This is a genomic window from Catellatospora sp. NPDC049609 (genome assembly GCF_040675365.1).
GTDB lineage: Bacteria > Actinomycetota > Actinomycetes > Mycobacteriales > Micromonosporaceae > Catellatospora.
Genome location: NZ_JBFAOU010000010.1, coordinates 82,034 through 97,770, shown reverse-complemented (window position 1 = coordinate 97,770; position 15,737 = coordinate 82,034). Strand labels below are relative to the sequence as shown.

General features: G+C 72.1%; 13 protein-coding genes. 7 read left to right on the top strand and 6 right to left on the bottom strand.

Annotated features, from left to right (window positions below):
* Positions 1-110: 110 nt before the first annotated feature.
* The 4 genes from AB0J67_RS05170 to AB0J67_RS05155 form a co-directional block, all read right to left on the bottom strand.
* Positions 111-1,196, bottom strand: a complete 1,086-nt coding sequence (locus tag AB0J67_RS05170) for a hypothetical protein (RefSeq protein WP_363476416.1) — start codon at positions 1,194-1,196, stop codon at positions 111-113.
* A gap of 66 nt (positions 1,197-1,262) precedes the next feature.
* Positions 1,263-2,225: a hypothetical protein gene (locus AB0J67_RS05165; protein WP_363476414.1), complete on the bottom strand. Its 963-nt coding sequence runs from the start codon at positions 2,223-2,225 to the stop codon at positions 1,263-1,265.
* A gap of 109 nt (positions 2,226-2,334) precedes the next feature.
* The gene (locus AB0J67_RS05160) at positions 2,335-4,704 is read right to left on the bottom strand and encodes an FdhF/YdeP family oxidoreductase (RefSeq protein WP_363476412.1); all 2,370 of its coding nucleotides are present in this window, start codon (positions 4,702-4,704) and stop codon (positions 2,335-2,337) included.
* A gap of 336 nt (positions 4,705-5,040) precedes the next feature.
* Complete coding sequence (locus AB0J67_RS05155; RefSeq protein WP_363476410.1) at positions 5,041-6,936, bottom strand: glycoside hydrolase family 15 protein; 1,896 nt, start codon at positions 6,934-6,936, stop codon at positions 5,041-5,043.
* A gap of 145 nt (positions 6,937-7,081) precedes the next feature.
* Here AB0J67_RS05155 and AB0J67_RS05150 point away from each other — a divergent pair, with 145 nt between their 5' ends.
* Together AB0J67_RS05150 and AB0J67_RS05145 are read left to right on the top strand one after the other, a co-directional pair.
* Positions 7,082-8,050 carry a DUF389 domain-containing protein gene (locus AB0J67_RS05150; protein ID WP_363476408.1) on the top strand — a complete coding sequence of 323 codons (969 nt, stop codon included), beginning with the start codon at positions 7,082-7,084 and terminating at the stop codon, positions 8,048-8,050.
* A gap of 121 nt (positions 8,051-8,171) precedes the next feature.
* On the top strand, positions 8,172-9,470 hold the full coding sequence (locus AB0J67_RS05145; RefSeq protein WP_363476407.1) for an NAD(P)/FAD-dependent oxidoreductase: 1,299 nt from the start codon (positions 8,172-8,174) through the stop codon (positions 9,468-9,470).
* A 24-nt stretch (positions 9,471-9,494) separates the two neighbouring features.
* Here the strand turns inward: AB0J67_RS05145 and AB0J67_RS05140 are convergent, their stop codons facing one another.
* Positions 9,495-9,905, bottom strand: a complete 411-nt coding sequence (locus tag AB0J67_RS05140) for an SRPBCC family protein (RefSeq protein WP_363476405.1) — start codon at positions 9,903-9,905, stop codon at positions 9,495-9,497.
* A 181-nt stretch (positions 9,906-10,086) separates the two neighbouring features.
* Here AB0J67_RS05140 and AB0J67_RS05135 point away from each other — a divergent pair, with 181 nt between their 5' ends.
* Positions 10,087-10,395, top strand: coding sequence for a hypothetical protein (locus tag AB0J67_RS05135; protein WP_363476403.1), 309 nt, complete (start codon positions 10,087-10,089; stop codon positions 10,393-10,395).
* Between the two features lie 62 nt (positions 10,396-10,457).
* Here AB0J67_RS05135 and AB0J67_RS05130 read toward each other — a convergent pair whose 3' ends face one another.
* Entirely contained in the window at positions 10,458-11,585 is a 1,128-nt protein-coding gene (locus AB0J67_RS05130) for a hypothetical protein (protein ID WP_363476401.1), read from the bottom strand.
* 213 nt (positions 11,586-11,798) lie between these two features.
* On the opposite strand from AB0J67_RS05130, the gene AB0J67_RS05125 reads away from it, so the two are divergent.
* From AB0J67_RS05125 to AB0J67_RS05110, 4 genes are all read left to right on the top strand, one after another.
* Positions 11,799-12,572, top strand: coding sequence for an alpha/beta hydrolase (locus AB0J67_RS05125; protein ID WP_363476400.1), 774 nt, complete (start codon positions 11,799-11,801; stop codon positions 12,570-12,572).
* A gap of 160 nt (positions 12,573-12,732) precedes the next feature.
* Complete coding sequence (locus tag AB0J67_RS05120) at positions 12,733-13,050, top strand: hypothetical protein (RefSeq protein ID WP_363476398.1); 318 nt, start codon at positions 12,733-12,735, stop codon at positions 13,048-13,050.
* Between the two features lie 209 nt (positions 13,051-13,259).
* Positions 13,260-14,672: a cytochrome ubiquinol oxidase subunit I gene (locus AB0J67_RS05115; protein ID WP_363476397.1), complete on the top strand. Its 1,413-nt coding sequence runs from the start codon at positions 13,260-13,262 to the stop codon at positions 14,670-14,672.
* Positions 14,669-15,718 (top strand): cytochrome d ubiquinol oxidase subunit II, encoded by a 1,050-nt coding sequence (locus AB0J67_RS05110; RefSeq protein ID WP_363476395.1) that lies wholly within the window; start codon positions 14,669-14,671, stop codon positions 15,716-15,718. Before AB0J67_RS05115 ends, AB0J67_RS05110 begins: the two co-directional genes overlap by 4 nt.
* Positions 15,719-15,737 lie beyond the last annotated feature (19 nt).

The window sequence follows — 15,737 nt, the reverse complement described above, 5'->3', positions numbered from 1 at the left end:
GTGTCTACGCCGTGCTCGTGCTGGGTCAGCCCCAGGCACCACGCGATGATCACCCGCTGCGCGGACAGGTACGACGTGGCCAGGCGGCGGACCGCCACGGGTCCCCGCGCTCAGACGCGCGAGCTGTACGTGACGAACGACTGCGGGCTGGCCGGGCCGCCCGCGGCCGTCCAGCAGATCACGTTGCGGACCAGCACGACCGAGCCGGACAGCCCCCACACGTTCTGCAGGTTGCAGTAGTCCGAGCCGCCCTTGAACGCGGTGACCTGCACGTGGCCCTGGCCGATGCCGACCTTGTGGAACTCGATGTAGTGCAGGTTCACCCCGGCCAGGGCCAGGTTGTTGACCGAGCCGACGGAGTTGTAGCTGGTCGGGCCGGGCCATCCCGGGGTCCACAGGTAGGCGAAGTGCTTCGGCGGGTCGAACGCGCCGTAGACGGAGCGCTCGCGGTGGTAGGTCAGGTCGAACCAGCTGTCGGCGGGCGCGCCGGTGTGGTCGTAGCAGCGCACGACGACGTCCAGGCCGGCGCCGCCCGGGTTCCAGCTGTCGACCTTGCACCGGCGCGGGCTGTTCGGGTGCTGCGCGGTCACCTGCAGGTTGCCGTCGTACGAGCCGGTGCTGACGCCGGGCAGCCAGACCTTGTAGGTGCCCGAGCCGATGCCGCCGTGGCTGACGGTGTTGACGCCCGGACCGGGGTTGTACGACGTCTGCGTGCCGCCGGTGGACTTGCCCTGCACGTAGGCGTACGTGCCGGGTCCGACCAGGGGGCCGGAGCTGGTCGAGTACATGACCGTGAACGCCGACCAGTCCGGCACGATCGCGGCGCCGGCGTACTTGTAGCACTGCACCTCGACGATCTGGTTCGCGCCGGAGGCGTAGTAGTTCCAGACCTGGCACCAGCGCGGGTCGCCCGCGACGGCGGTCACGTGCGCGACGCCGTTGGCGGAGGCGATGTTGGGGAAGACGACCCGGTAGCGGCCGACGACGAGTGGGCTGACCGTGCTGTTGGGGATGTTGTCGCTCTTCCACTGCCGGGCCGGGTCCATCAGGAGCCCGGCGGGCGGGGTCGGGTTGTGCATGAAGGCGAACGCCCAGCGGTCGGGCGTGGCGGCCTGGGCGGGCGCGCCGGCGGCCGCCGCGGCGCCCGCGCCGAGCAGGGCCGCCAGCAGCGCCCGCACGATGCGGCGCGATGTCATGGGATACCTCCTGGGGGAGTGGGCAGGGTGCCGTCAACCTAGCCGCATGCATCGCCGTGTATCGATTCAGAATCCTTGATCTGCCAGCGCGGCCCCGGCCGCGGGGACCGGCCGCCGCCACGCCGCCAGCGCACCGAGCGCGGTCGTGCCCGCCAGCACGCCGAACGCCGCCAGCGTCGCCGTGTCCGGGTCGGTCAGTGGCTGGCCGCGCAGCGCCTGCCACGTCACCAGCACCAGCAGACCCGCGTACGCGTACGCGAACACGAACACCAGCCGCGCCCGCCGCGCCGCGCCGGCGGCGACCGGCAGCGCCATCAGGAACAGCAGCATCGCCTGCAGCCCGTGGATGCCCACGAAGTGCCCGATGCGCAGGTCACCGCCGGTGGTGCTCCAGCCGGTCAGCGGCATGCCCGGCCCGCCGTCGGCGACACCGACCGCGTGCGCGCCCAGCAATGTCTGCACGCCCTGCTCGTCGAGGGCGATCTGCTCGGCGGTCGGGATCACCATGGTGAAACCCTGCAGCAGGCCGAGCAGCAGCAGGAGCATGCCCAGCCGCACCGCCCAGGAGCCCGCCCGGTCGGGCATGCCGTCGCGCCACAGCAGCACGGTCAGCACGACGGTGGCCAGCCACAGCACCATGATGGTGGCGCCCATCGCCCGCCACAGCACCTCGTCGAGCGGCGTCGCCTCGTTGAAGTGGCTCGGGCGCCCGCGGGCCGCCTGGAACACGATGATCCCGACCTCGGCGACGGCGTTGACCACGATCACCACCGCGGCCACGCGGGCCACCCGCCTGCCCCGGCGCAGGTACGCCAGCAGCCAGGCCAGGGTGAAGCCGTACACCATGAGGGAGACCGCGAACTTGAGCGGCTTGAGCCAGACGGGCTGGCCCAGCACGGTCCGGTCGTCGGCGAGCAGGCCGGCGGCGCAGACCAGGGCCAGGATCGCCATGACAGCGGCGAAACCGGTCAGCTCCGGGCTGCCGCGCAGCGCGGTCCGGAAGGGGGAGGTACGCAGGGAAGAGGTCATACCCCGACCCTCGTCGCGGCGGCGGCCCGGAACCTCCTGCCGCGAGCCCGACCCCGCCTCCTGCCACCGGCCGGGCCTCCTCCCACAGCAGGAGGGCCGGCCGGTCACCTCACCCGGTGCGCAGCGCCGACGCCTGCCTGGTCACCTCGACCACGAGATGCTTGGTCACCGGCTGCTCGCTCTGGCTGCTCAGGTCCGCCAGCCCGCACAGCACGTTCAGCTCCGGCATGTACCCGGCCGCGTTGCCCGGCGGGACGTCGTAGGCCACCGCCCGGTAGCCGTACACCGTGCGCCTGGTGCCGTCGCGGGAGAAGCTCGTCACGTCGATCAGGTCGAACTCGGCCAGCCCGCGTTCGCGCATGTCGTCGGCGTTCATGAAGATCACCGTGCGCAGCCCTTTCAGGCCCCGGTAGCGGTCGTCGTTGGAGTAGATGCTCGTGTTGAACTGGTCGTGCGAGCGGATCGTGGTCAGCATGAGCCGCCCCTCGCCCGGGTCGACGTCGTCGGGCAGCGGCCCGGACCAGAACTCCGCCCGCCCCGACGGGGTGAGCCACACCCGCTCGCGGGCGGGCTGCGGGAGCCGGAACCCGTGCGGGCACCGGGCCCTGGTGTTGACGTCGGCGAACCCGTCCACCACCTGCGCCATGGTGTCGCGGATGCGGTCGTAGTCGTCGACGTAGTCCTGCCACGGGGTGCGGCTGCCGGGCAGCGTCGCCCGCGCCATCCCGCCCAGGATCGAGCACTCCGAGCGCAGGTGCGGCGAGGCGGGCTCCTTCATCCCGTACGACATGTGCACCATCGCCATCGAGTCCTCGACCGTGACGCCCTGCTCGCCGCCGGCCTGCACGTCGTGCTCGGTGCGGCCCAGGCACGGCAGGATCAGGGCACGCCGCCCGTGCACGAGGTGGCTGCGGTTGAGCTTGGTGCTCACCTGCACGGTCAGGTCGCAGTTGCGCAGCGCCTCGAAGGTGCGCGGCAGGTCCGGCGCGGCCAGCGCGAAGTTGCCGCCCAGCGCCACGAACACCTTCACCTCCCGGCGCAGCATCGCCTCGATCGTCGCGACGGTGCCCAGTCCGTGCTCGCGCGGCGGGTCGATGCCGCACACCTGCGCCAGCCGGTCCAGGAACGCCGCGCCGGGCCGGTGGTCGATGCCGCACGTGCGGTTGCCCTGCACGTTGCTGTGCCCGCGCACCGGCGCCGGGCCGGCGCCCTCCCGGCCGATGTTGCCGCGCAGCAGCAGCACGTTGGTGATCTCGCGGACCGTGTCTACGCCGTGCTCGTGCTGGGTCAGCCCCAGGCACCACGCGATGATCACCCGCTGCGCGGACAGGTACGACGTGGCCAGGCGGCGGATGTCGGTCTCGGGCACGCCCGCGCCGCGCACGATGTCGGCCCACGGCGTCGCCGCGACGGCGGCGCGGTAGGCGTCGAACCCGTGCGTGTGCTGCTCGATGAACACCCGGTCGAGCGCGTCAGGGTCCGTCTCGGCGGCCTCCAGCACGGCCTTGGCCACCCCCCGCATCAGGGCCAGGTCGCCGCCGATGCGGACCTGCACGTTCATGGTGCCGGTGCGGGTGGTGCGGAAGGTGGCCATGTCGACGAGCTCGTGCGGCACGATGGTGCGCCGCGACGCCGCCTCGATCAGCGGGTTGATGTGCACCAGCGCCGCACCGCGCCGGTCGGCCTCGGCCAGTGAGGTCAGCATGCGGGGCGCGTTGCTGGCCGCGTTGTCGCCCATCAGCCAGATCGCGTCGGCCAGCTCCCAGTCCGCCAGGTCGGTGGTGCCCTTGCCGCTGCCGATCGCCGCGGTCAGCGCCCGGCCGCTGGCCTCGTGGCACATGTTGGAGCAGTCCGGCAGGTTGTTGGTGCCGTACTCGCGTACCCACAGCTGGTAGAGGAACGTCGCCTCGTTGCTCAGCCGCCCCGAGGTGTAGAACGCGGCCTCGTGCGGGCTGGCCAGCCCCCGCAGCACCTGCCCGACCAGGGCGAACGCGTCGTCCCAGGAGATCGGCAGGTAGCGGTCGCTGTCGGGGTCGTAGGTCATCGGCTCGGCGAGCCGGCCCACCGCCTCCAGGTCGTGGTCGCTCCACGCGGCCAGCTCGGCGACGGTGTGCGTGGCGAAGAAGTCCCGGTCGGCTCTGGCCGGGGCCATCTCCCAGGTGGCGTGCTTGACGCCGTTCTCGCAGATGTCCAGGCGCAGCCCGGTCGGGTCGTCCGGCCAGGCGCAGCCGGGGCAGTCGAACCCGCCGTCCTCCTGGTTCATCGTCATGATCGCCCGGATGCCCTCGATCGGCTCCGGGGACCGCACGAGCACGCTCGCGACGCTGCGCGCCGCGCCCCAGCCCGCGGCGGGATGGTGGTACTCGTGGCGGGAGTGCTCGCCGTCGGGGGCCGGGCCCCGGCCGAGCGCGGCGGCGCCGGGCACGGCGCCCATCATCAGCTGCTCGGCGTCGTCTGCCGGGGTGGGTGACGGTGCCATCGGTTCCCGCCTTCCTCGGCCGGGCGCAGTCGCGGCCGGCCGGTGTCGGAGCGTCGGTTCGGCGATCCGGTCATCGCGCGCCCTGCACCCGTGCCGGCGCGGTGACCTGCACATTAAGATCACTTTATGCGCACCGGCCGTCCCGGCGCGGCGTTCGGCGCAACCCGCCCGGCAGGTCCGGCTACAGCCGGCCAGCGGTGGTCGGCGCTGTCGAAAGCGTTGCCGCCGGCACAGCGCCGATCGCGGCCGGTCCTGATGGCGTGAGCAGCATGACGTTCCGACTCGTCGGCGACGGCGCATAGCCGCGTCCCGGCGCGCTGACCGCGGGCAGCCCGCTCACAGCTCCTCGATGACCTCCGCCAGGATGATCCGCCCCGCGGCCTCGATCAGCGCCAGGTGCGAGAACGCCTGCGGGAAGTTGCCCAGGTGCCGGCCGGCCTCGACGTCGAACTCCTCGGCGTACAGGCCCAGCGGCGAGGCGATGTTGAGCAGCCGCTCCATCATGTCCCGGGCCCGGCCCCGCTCGCCCACCACCGCCAGCGCCGACACGAGCCAGAACGAGCAGATCAGGAACGTGCCCTCCTTGCCGCTCATCCCGTCGTCGGTCTGGTCGGTGCGGTAGCGCAGCACGAACCCGTTCTCGCTCAGCTCGTCGGCGATCGCCTCGACGGTGTCGCGCAGCCGCTGGTCGCCCGGCGGCAGGAACCCGAACAGCGCGGCCAGCAGCGTCGAGGCGTCCAGCGCGTCGGTGCCGTAGTGCTGGCGCAGCACGCCGCGCTCGCTGACGCCGTGGGCGAGGATGTCGGCGCGGATCTGCTCGGCGGTGTCGCGCCAGGTCCTGGCCTGGGCGGTGTCGCCGCGGATGTCGGCCAGGGCCGCCGCCCGGTCCAGTGCCACCCAGCACATCAGCTTCGACGACACGTAGTGCTGCGGCTCGCCGCGCGCCTCCCAGATGCCCTGGTCCGGCTGCTGCCACACCCGGGTGGCGCATTCGGCCTGCGAGACCACGATCGGCCACAGCCGCCGCGGCAGGCGCCTGCTGTGCCGGGTGTGCAGCAGGATCGAGGCCAGCACCGCGCCGTACACGTCGTTCTGGCGCTGGTCGTACGCCGCGTTGCCGATGCGCACCGGCCGCGCGCCGTCGTAGCCGGACAGCTCGTCGCGGGTCGACTCGGTCAGCACGCGGCGGCCGTCGATGCCGTACATGATCTGCAGCGAGCCGTCCTCGGTCGCCTCGACGTCAGCGACGAACTGCATGAACTCCTCGGCCTCCCACTCGAGGTTCAGCCAGTGCAGCGCCTTGAGCGTGAACGTGGTGTCGCGCATCCACGTGTAGCGGTAGTCCCAGTTGCGCTCGCCGCCGGGCGTCTCCGGCAGCGACGTGGTCAGCGCGGCGACCGTCGCACCCGTCGGCATGTAGGTCAGCCCCTTGATGACCAGCGCCGAGCGCTGCAGCGGCTCGCGCCAGCGGTGGTCCGGGATACGCGCCCCGGCCAGCCACGTCCGCCAGTACTCGGTGGTCGACTCGATCATCGCGTGCGCCTGCTCATCGTCCGGCGGCTCCGCCTCCGCCTCGGCCCAGGACAGCACGCAGTACGCCCGGTCGCCGGCGCGCAGCACCCGCCGGGCCCGGATGCGGTTGCCCTCGATGCCCAGCGGCAGATCGGTACGCAGCCGGATTTCACGGCTGCCGTCGCCCGCGCGGGCCGTGGACGGCTCGTCGGGGTTCATCGCCCACACCGCCGGGTTGCGGCCGTAGTCGAACACCGGCTCGCACACCAGCTCCAGCTCCACCTCGCCCTTCAGGCACACCGCGGTGCGCACCAGCAGGTGCGCGGCGTCGTCGTCGGCGGGCGGCCGGGTGTGCGGGGTGACCACGTCCGGCGTCCCGCGCGGGCCGATGACCAGCGCGTCGGTCACCTGCAGCCAGCCGCCCGGGGTGCGCCACGTCGTCTCCAGCACGTTCGTGCCCGGCCGGTACTCCCGCGCCGTCGGGTGCGCGATCGCGTACGGTCCGAACCGGAACATGCCCGCCTCGCGGTCCAGCAGGCTGCCGAAGATGCTCGGCGAGTCGAAGCTTGGCACGCACAGCCAGTCCACCGAGCCGTCGGGGGCGATCAGCGCGCCGGTGTGGCAGTCGGACAGGAACGCGTACTGCGCGATCGGCGGGAACGGCGACGGCGCGACCGCGCCCGGCTCCGACGTGACCACCGCGTCGACCGCGGTCACCATGTGGTCCGCCCTGGTCCGGTCATCGCGATCATCCCCGCTCCGTGGCCGCCCGGCCGCCGTGAGGACACCGGGCCTCAAGTCAGTTTGATGATATTTTATGAGCTATTGCGACTCTGCTGTGCGGACTTTGGCCCGGAGGCCCGGCGTGGACGTGATCCATCTCCGCGTGGTCAGCCCACCGGAGCGCACCGACCGGATCGTCACCGCGCTCGCCGCCGAACCCTGCGTGCTCAACCTCGCCGTGCGCCGCGACGCGATCCGTGAACCCGCGGGCGACCTGCTCGAATGCGACGTGCTCGCCGGAGCCGCCGACGAGGTGCTGGCGACGCTGCGCGGCCTGGAGGTGCCCCGCCACGGCTCGCTGACCGCCGACCCGGTCGGGCTGGCCGTCTCCGACCACGCCGACGCCGTCGCCGCCCGGCTGCCCGGCCCCATGGCGCAGGCACCGCTGTGGGCCGGCGTGGAGGCCCGGATCCGCGCCGACGCCGCGTACACGCCGAGCTTCCTGCTCCTGCTCGTGGTCGCCGGCGTGATCGGCGCCGCGGGGCTGCTCACCAACTCGCAGATCCTCATCGTCGCCGCGATGATCCTCGGCCCGGAGTACGGCGCCATCACCGGCGTCGCCCTCGGCCTCGACCGGCACCAGCGGCGCCCGATCGCCCACGGCCTGCTCGCGCTGACCGTGGGCTTCACCCTGGCCGTGCTCGCCTCGTACGCGTTCACGCTGCTGGTGCGGGTCCTCGACCTGGTCCCGCCCGCGTTCGCGCGGGGCATCCGGCCGGTGTCCCACCTCATCGACACCCCCGACTTCTACTCCGTCGCGGTGGCCCTGCTGGCCGGCATCGCCGGCATCGTCGCGCTGACCCACACCCGCTCCAGCACGCTCATCGGCGTGTTCGTCTCCGTCACCACCATCCCGGCCGCCGCCGATGTCGGGGTCTCGCTCGCTGTCGGCAGCCTCGACCAGGCGGGTGGGTCGCTGCTGCAGTTGCTGCTCAACATCGTCATCCTGATCGTCGCGGGCTTCGCGACCCTGCGCGCCCAGCGCGCCCTGTGGAGCCGCATCGGCCGGCGGCGGTCCGCGCAGCTGCCCCATCCCGGTCGCGACTCCTGAGCGGCCTCGCCCGCACCGCCCGACCGGGCACGCGGGTGTTTCAGCTGCTTTCGGCACCTTATGACTGCCATCGGGGGAGAATGAATGCTCACCCGGCCCGGCCGAAACGGGGAAGATCATCATGAGCGCGGACGTCGATGTGGTCATCGTGGGCGGAGGTCTGGCCGGCGTCGCCTGCGCCAAACGCCTGTCCGGCAAGCCCGGCGTCCGGGTCCAGCTGCTCGACCGCGCCGGATTCCAACAGTTCCAGCCGCTGCTGTACCAGGTCGCCACCGCCGAGCTGACCTCCAAGGACGTGCAGTTCGACCTGGAACGGCTGTTCCGTGGCAGCCCCAACGTCACCGTACGCAAGGTCGACGTCACCGCCGTCGACCCCGACGCGATGACCGTCACCCTGGCCGGCGGCGAGACCCTCACCGCCGACCACCTCGTGCTCGCCGCCGGCGCCCAGCCCAACTTCTTCAACACGCCCGGCGCCCCCGAGCACGCTTTCCCGCTGTACAGCGTCGAGGACGCGCTGCAGGTCCGCGGCCGCGTGCTCACCATCTTCGAGGACGTCGCCAACAACCCGAGCCTGATCGACGAGGGCGCGCTCAACTTCGTCATCGTCGGCGGCGGGCCCACCGGCGTCGAGACCGCGGGAGCACTGGCCGAGCTCGTCCACGACGTGATGCCCGGCGTCCACCGCGACGTGCCCTGCGCCCAGGCGCAGATCACCCTCGTCGACGGCGGCCAGATCCTGCTGTCGGCCTTCTCCCACGAATCCGGCGAGTACGCCGCCAAGCAGCTCAAGCGCCGCGGCGTGACCCTGCGCCTGGGCACCAGGGTGAAGCAGGTCGACGCCGGCTCCGTCACCCTCTCCGACGACACCGTGATCAAGACCAGGCTGGTGGTGTGGGGAGGCGGCGAGAAGGCCGCCGCCGTCGCCGACGCCTGCGGCCTGACCTGCGGGCGCGGCGGGCGGATCGACGTCCAGCCCGACCTCAGCGTGCCGGGACACCCGCGCGTGCACGCCATCGGCGACGTCGCGAACATCCCGTCCGGCGACGACCCGGCACTGCCGCAGCTCGGCAGCGTCGCGCAGCAGTCGGGGCGGTGGGTGGCCGACAACATCCTCGCCCAGACCCGCGGCGAGGCGCCGCAGTCGTTCCGGTATCGCGACAAGGGCATCATGGCCATGATCGGGACCAAGTCCGCCGTCGCGGAGATCGGCCCGCACCGGCACGAGATCCACGGCCGGTTCGCCTTCGCCGCGTGGCTGGGCGTGCACCTCGAACTGCTCAGCGACATGGGCGCCAAGCTCCACTCGTACGTCACCTGGGCGGAGGAGTTCTACGTACGCCCGCACCACCGCTCCGCGAAGCTGCTCGACCCCGCCCGCATCGACGCTCCGCAGATCAACTGGGACGAGGAAGGCTGACCGGAGCGGCGTACTTCGGTGCCGCTACCGGGCCGACTGGGCCGCGAGTCTGCGGGCGATCGACTCCAGGGCCTCGTCCAGGCTCTCCTGCACCCCGGGATGGTCCTCGGTGGTGTGGATCCGCAGCTTGAGCAGGCTCGACCCGCCGGCTTCGGTGACCTTCAGCGACCCGCTGTACTCGTCCGAGCCGGGCGACCCCCAGCTGATCTCGTGCGCGTCGCGGTCGGCGTGGAACCAGGCTCGCCCGCTGACCTTCTCCTCGACCCCGTCGCCGTCGGTGTCGACGACCGCGGTGGTCTGCACGAGCTCGGGCTCGACCAGCTTCGCCGAGGTCATGTGCGGGAAGTACTGCGGCAGGTTGGCCGGATCGGCGAGATATGCGAACGCCGCGGTCACATCGTGGTCGATCTGCTTTTCGGCTGTGTAGTCGGTCATCGTCCGCTCCTTGCTGGTCGCTCCCGTTGACCCTACCGAGGTTTATGCCCCGAATGCGGCTTTGTGGCATTTCTGTAGGCCATCCGGCGACTGCTCCGGCGATCACGGAGCTGCCGTGGCGGCGAGCGCGGCGTACCGTCGTAGCCGACGACAGCCATCGAGGGAGCCGGGAGCCCACGCGTTGGACAGCACGACACTCCAGCAGGCCGCTTGGCACGCGTACGTGGACGTCACCTACGGGTTGCAGCGTGCCATCTGCGACGGCGAGCGCTACGACGGCGAGGTCGACTGGGAATGGGCCGGTGTCGCCGACAGCCTCGGCGACCGGCGCCTGGTCATGATCAATGCGAGGCTGCTCGCCCTGCTCGATCAGGCCCGCGCCCACTGGCGGGACTGCCCGACCGAGAGCGAGGTGCTGACCGGCTACCTCAACGAGATCGCCGACGGGCTGCGCGACCTCGCCGATGATCACGTCGTCGAGGACTGGTAGCCGAAGCAGCCCCCACCTGCCGGGCCGCGTTCGTCTGCGTCAGGTCCGGAGGTCTTCGCCGGTCAGGCCAGCGACTCGACGGCCTTCGTCTCGGGCTGGGCGGGCACCGTCAGCTTCGCGGTGAGCTGGGTGAGCGTTCCGGCGAGCTGCCCGACCTGGCCCGTGAGCTCGTCGACGCGGGCGCGCAGCGCGGCCGCCTCGGCCACCGCCGCGTCCCGCTGCACGGTCAGCACGGTCACGTCGGTCTGCCGCTGCTGCGCCGCCGCCTCGGCGGCCGCCCGTGCCGTCTCCGCGGTGGCGAGCGTGCCCTGCACGGCCGCCAGTTCCGCCCGCAGGCTCGTGACCTGCTGCGCATGCTCTCGGCGTACCTCGGCGAGCTCGGCCTGTGCCGCCGCGGTCTGCTGCTGCGCGCGGACCAGCTCCGCCTTCGACGCCTCCGCTTCGCGACCGGCCTCCTCGGCCGCCGCGCGAGCCAGGTCGAACGCGGCCTGCACCTGGTCGGCCGCAGCCCGGGTGGCGTCGCGATCCCGGTACGCCTCGACCCGCAGCGCGTCGGCGGCGGCCTGGTCCCGCCGGGCGGCGTCACGCTCGCCCAGCGCCGCCGTGGCGGCACGCGCCGACTCGGCCGCCGCGGCGTCCGCCTGCTCCGCACGTCGCCCCTGCTCCGCGGCCTGCTGCTGGGCCGCGGCGATCTCGGCCTGTGCCGCCTCGCGCCCCGCACGGATCGCCGCCTCGGCGCTTTCCTCGGCGTCGCGGACCGCGACCTCGGCGTCGGCGCGGGCACGCGCGGCCGCGTCGACGGACTCGCGGGCCACCCTGGCGGCGCGTTCGGCGTCGTGGCGGGCCTCGTCACGCTCGGTGTGCGCGGCCGAGACCGCGTTCGCCGCCTCGGCGCGGACCTCGGCGAGCTGGCGTTCCACGCCGGTGGGGGAGAGCTCGGCCTCCAGCGCCTCGGCGAGCGTCTCGGCGACCTGCTCCAACCGCTCGACCACCTCGTACGCCTTCGCGACCTGCCCAGCGAGTCCGGGGGAGTTGCGGTGGCGCAGCCTGCTGTTGCGCGCGGCGGACTGGCAGGCGCCGTCGTTGTCGCGGCAGTAGCGGAACGGCCGGCCGGCGGAGGCGCGCTGGACGACCGGCTTGCCGCAGTACGCGCAGGGCCGGCTCGTCTCATCGGTGTGCGGTGTGGACATCAACTGCGCAGCGTAGTACCTGCGGCCTCGAACGCGTGTGCGGGGCGCGCGTGCAGTTTCGGGGAAATCGCAGCCTCGGTCACCGCCATTCGTGCACTTTCCCCGAAACTGCCGAGCCCAGCCTCCTAGGACGGCGTAGGGCGGGTGAGGCAGTCCGCACGGGAGCGATGAGTTCCGGGCACGGCGGCCGTCTGAGCAGGTATGAACACTGACGTGCGTACTGTGACCTCCGGCGACGGCACGACCATCGCCTACACCACCACCGGCTCCGGACCCGCGGTCGTCCTCGTGGGCGGTGCGTTCTGCGCCCGCGACTTCGCCGGTCCGCTGCCCGAGCTGCTGTCCGACTCCTACACCGTCTACGCCTACGACCGGCGCGGCCGGGGCGACAGCACCGACACCCAGCCGTACGCCGTCGAGCGGGAGTTAGAGGACCTGCGCGCCGTCATCGACGCGGCGGGCGGGCAGGCGCACGTCTACGGCGTCTCGTCGGGCGCGATCCTGGCCTTCGAGGCGGCCGCCGCCGGCCTGCCGATCCGCAGGCTCGTCATGGTCGAGCCGCCGTACACCGCCGCCTCGGACCGCGGCCCGGTGCCGAACTACGCCGAGGAGTACGAGCGCCTGTGCGCCGAAGGCAACCCGGGTGCGGCCGTGGAGCTGTTCATGACCAAGGTGGTGGGCCAGCCGCAGGAGGCGGTGGAGCAGGCCCGCCAGGCGCCCATGTGGCCCGCGCTGGAGGCGCTCGCGCCGACACTGGCGTACGACGCCCGGATCACCGGCGACGGCACGCTGCCCGCGGACCGGTTCGCCAAGCTCGACATCCCGGTGCTGGCCGTCTACGCCGACGTCAGCCCGCCCTGGCTGCAGGCGGGCGCGAAGACGATCGCCGAGACCGCACCGCTGGGCGAGCTCGCTGCGTTGCCCGGCCAGTTCCACCAGCCCGAGCCCGGCGCGCTCGCCGCTGCCGTCAACCGATTCCTGGGCTGACCGCGGCCGGGGGACACGCACATCAGGGTCCTAGGACGGTCTAGGGGTGGTTTCCCACCCAGCGACGGAACAGGCCGGGGGCCGCCCTTTCGTCTGATTCACATTCACCGGTGTCCTCCTTAGCCTTTGAGGGCTGACCATCCTCAACGGGGAGGCAAACATGGAAACCGCTGTACTGCACCAGCCACGTGTCGCCTGGGATACAGCCACCGTGCTCGTCACCGCTGCCGGCGCCGATCACGACAGCTACGCCTGGTTCGCCGCGGAGCTCGCCGCCGCGGTGGGCCCGTCGTGCCTGGACGACTTGCTGGCGACTCGTGAGCACCTGCTGCGCTCGGAGCGCGCCGACGCGCGCAGCATCGAGGCCGGCAAGTGGCGGGTGCGCCTGGAGGACATGCTGCGCGCGCGGCCCGATCTCAGCGCGAGCCTGCACCAGCTGTCGCTGTCGGCCCGGGTGCGGCTCGCCCACACCATCTGACAAAAACGAGGCGGCCCACGGTAGCCGCCTCGTTCTTCTTGCCCTAAGGCCACATCCCAGATTCCTAGGATGCCGTACAGGGTGTGGCCTCTCTCCTCCGCACAAGAACAAATGAGGACGGGCTTCGCCCGACTCACCGATAGAAGAGCGGGTTGGGCGATTTGTCGCTGTTAAGGTGAATCGACGTCCAGCTCACGGGGGAGCGCGACATGTTCGATCTGCTGGCGGCATCCGAACCCGCCCAGCTACTGCCGGCGCGCTCGCAGATGGCGTTCACGCTGATGTTCCACATCATCCTGGTCCCGCTGGGCGTCGCGCTGCCCGCGCTCATGCTGCTCGCCGAGCACCGGGGACTCAAGCGGCGCGACCAGGCCGCGCTGACCCTGGCTCGGCGCTGGTCGCATGTGGCCGGCGTGACGTTCGCCGTCGGCGCGGTCTCCGGCACCGTGCTGTCGTTCGAGATGGGCCTGCTCTGGCCGGGCCTGACCGGCAAGTACGGCGACGTGTTCGGGCTGCCGTTCGCGATCGAGGGCATCGCGTTCTTCCTCGAGGCGATCCTGGTCGCGATCTACATCTACGGCTGGAAGCGGCTGCGGCCGTGGACACACTTCAAGCTCGGCCTGCCGATCCCGTTCGTGGCGCTGGTCGGCGCGTTCTCCATCATCTCGGCGAACTCGTGGATGAACACCCCGGCCGGGTTCACCCTCGGCCCGGACGGCTGGCCGACCGACATCGACCCCATCGCCGCGATCTTCAACAAGGCGCTGCCGTGGGAGTTCCTGCACTTCGTGTGCGCGGCGTACATGGCGGCGGGGTTCACCGTCGCGTCGGTGTACGCCGTCGGCTGGCTGCGCGGGCGCCGCGACCGCTACCACCGGCTGGGCTTCCTCATTCCGTTCACCGTGGCGGCGATCTTCACGCCGGTGCAGATGGTCGTCGGCGACCTGATCGCGGTCTGGCTGTTCAAGGAGATGCCGGTCAAGTTCGCGGCCATGGAGGTGGTCACCAACTCCGGCACGCACCAGCCCGAGATCTTCTTCGGCCGGTACGACGCCGCCACCAACACCGTCTCGGGCGGCATCAGCATCCCGAACCTGAACTCCATCCTGGCCGGCAACAGCCCCGACACCTACGTGCAGGGCCTGGACGCGGTGCCGCTGGCCGACCGGCCGTCCAACGTCAACGTCGTGCACTGGGCGTTCGACATCATGGTGGGCATCGGCACGCTGCTGATGCTGTTCGTCATCTGGTTCGCCTGGCACTGGTGGCGCAAGCGCGACATCCCGAGCTCGAAGCCGTTCCTGTGGATCGCCGCGTCGGCCGGGGTGCTGACCTACATCGCGATCGAGGCCGGCTGGATCGTCACCGAGGTAGGCCGCCAGCCCTGGATCGTGTACGGGTTCGAGCGCACCTCCAGCGCGGTCACCGGCGCGGACGGGATCTGGCTCAGCTTCGCCGTGGTCGTCGTGCTTTACCTGGTGATGGCTGCGGGCGCGATCACGGTGCTGCGGGCGATGGCGCGCCGGTGGCGGCGGGCCGACATCGGCGAGTACGGCGACGCGGCGGTGCCCTACGGGCCGCGGCCCGAGGTCGAGGCGAGCACCGAGAAGGCGCCGTCGTGACCGCCGCGGACGCGGTCGCGGTGCTGGTGGTGCTGGCCGTGACGCTGTACGCGTGGTCGGGGCTGGCCGACTACGGCGCGGGTTTCTGGGATCTGACCGCGGGTGGGCGGGAGGGCGGCGGCCGGGTGCGCTCGCTGATCGACGCGGTGATCACGCCGGTGTGGGAGGCCAACCACGTGTGGCTGGTGTACCTGCTGGTGCTGACGTGGACGGCGTTCGGGACGGCGTTCGCGTCGGCGATGACGACGCTGTACATCCCGCTGATGCTGGCGGCGCTGGGGATCGTGTTGCGGGGGGCAAACTTCGCGCTGCGCAAGGACGCGGCGCGGGCGGGGCGGCGGCACGTCGCCGGGATGCTGTTCGGGCTGGGTGCGGTGCTGACGCCGTTCTGCCTGGGGGCGGCGCTGGGCGGGATCATCGCGGGCCGGGTGCCGCCGGGCAACGCGGCCGGCAACGAGGTCACGAGCTGGTGGAATCCGACGTCGATCCTGGTGGGGCTGCTGGCGGTGGCGATGGGGGCGTTCCTGGCGGCGGTGTATCTGATCGCCGAGGCGCACCGCCGGGGGCTGCCGGGCCTGCGGGAGTACTTCCGCAGGCGGGCGCTGTGGACGGGGGTGCTGGCGCTGCTGTTCGGGATCGGTGCGCTGGTGTCGCTGCGGGGGGACTCGCCGCAGATGTTCGACCGGTTCGTCACGCGGGGCGGGGTGCTGCTGGCGGCGGGTGCGGTGCTGCTGGCGCTGACGTTCATGCGGGCGGCGCGGGGCGGGGTGCGGGGGCTGCGGCTGCTGGCGGCGGGTGGGGTGGCGGCGCTGGTGTGGGCGTGGGGCGTGGCGCAGTATCCGTACCTGCTGCCGTTCGGGTTGACCATCGCCGATGGGGCGGGTGCGCCGATCACGCAGAAGTGGATGCTGGCGTGGTTCGGGGTGGCGCTGGTGACGCTGGTCCCGGCCCTGATCCTGCTGTATGTCCTGGACCAGCGCGGCGAGCTGGGTGAGGATCCGCTGACGTCGCTGGAGGCGGGCGAGCCGGGCGATCTGCGTCCTTGATCTGCGGGGCGGCCGGTGC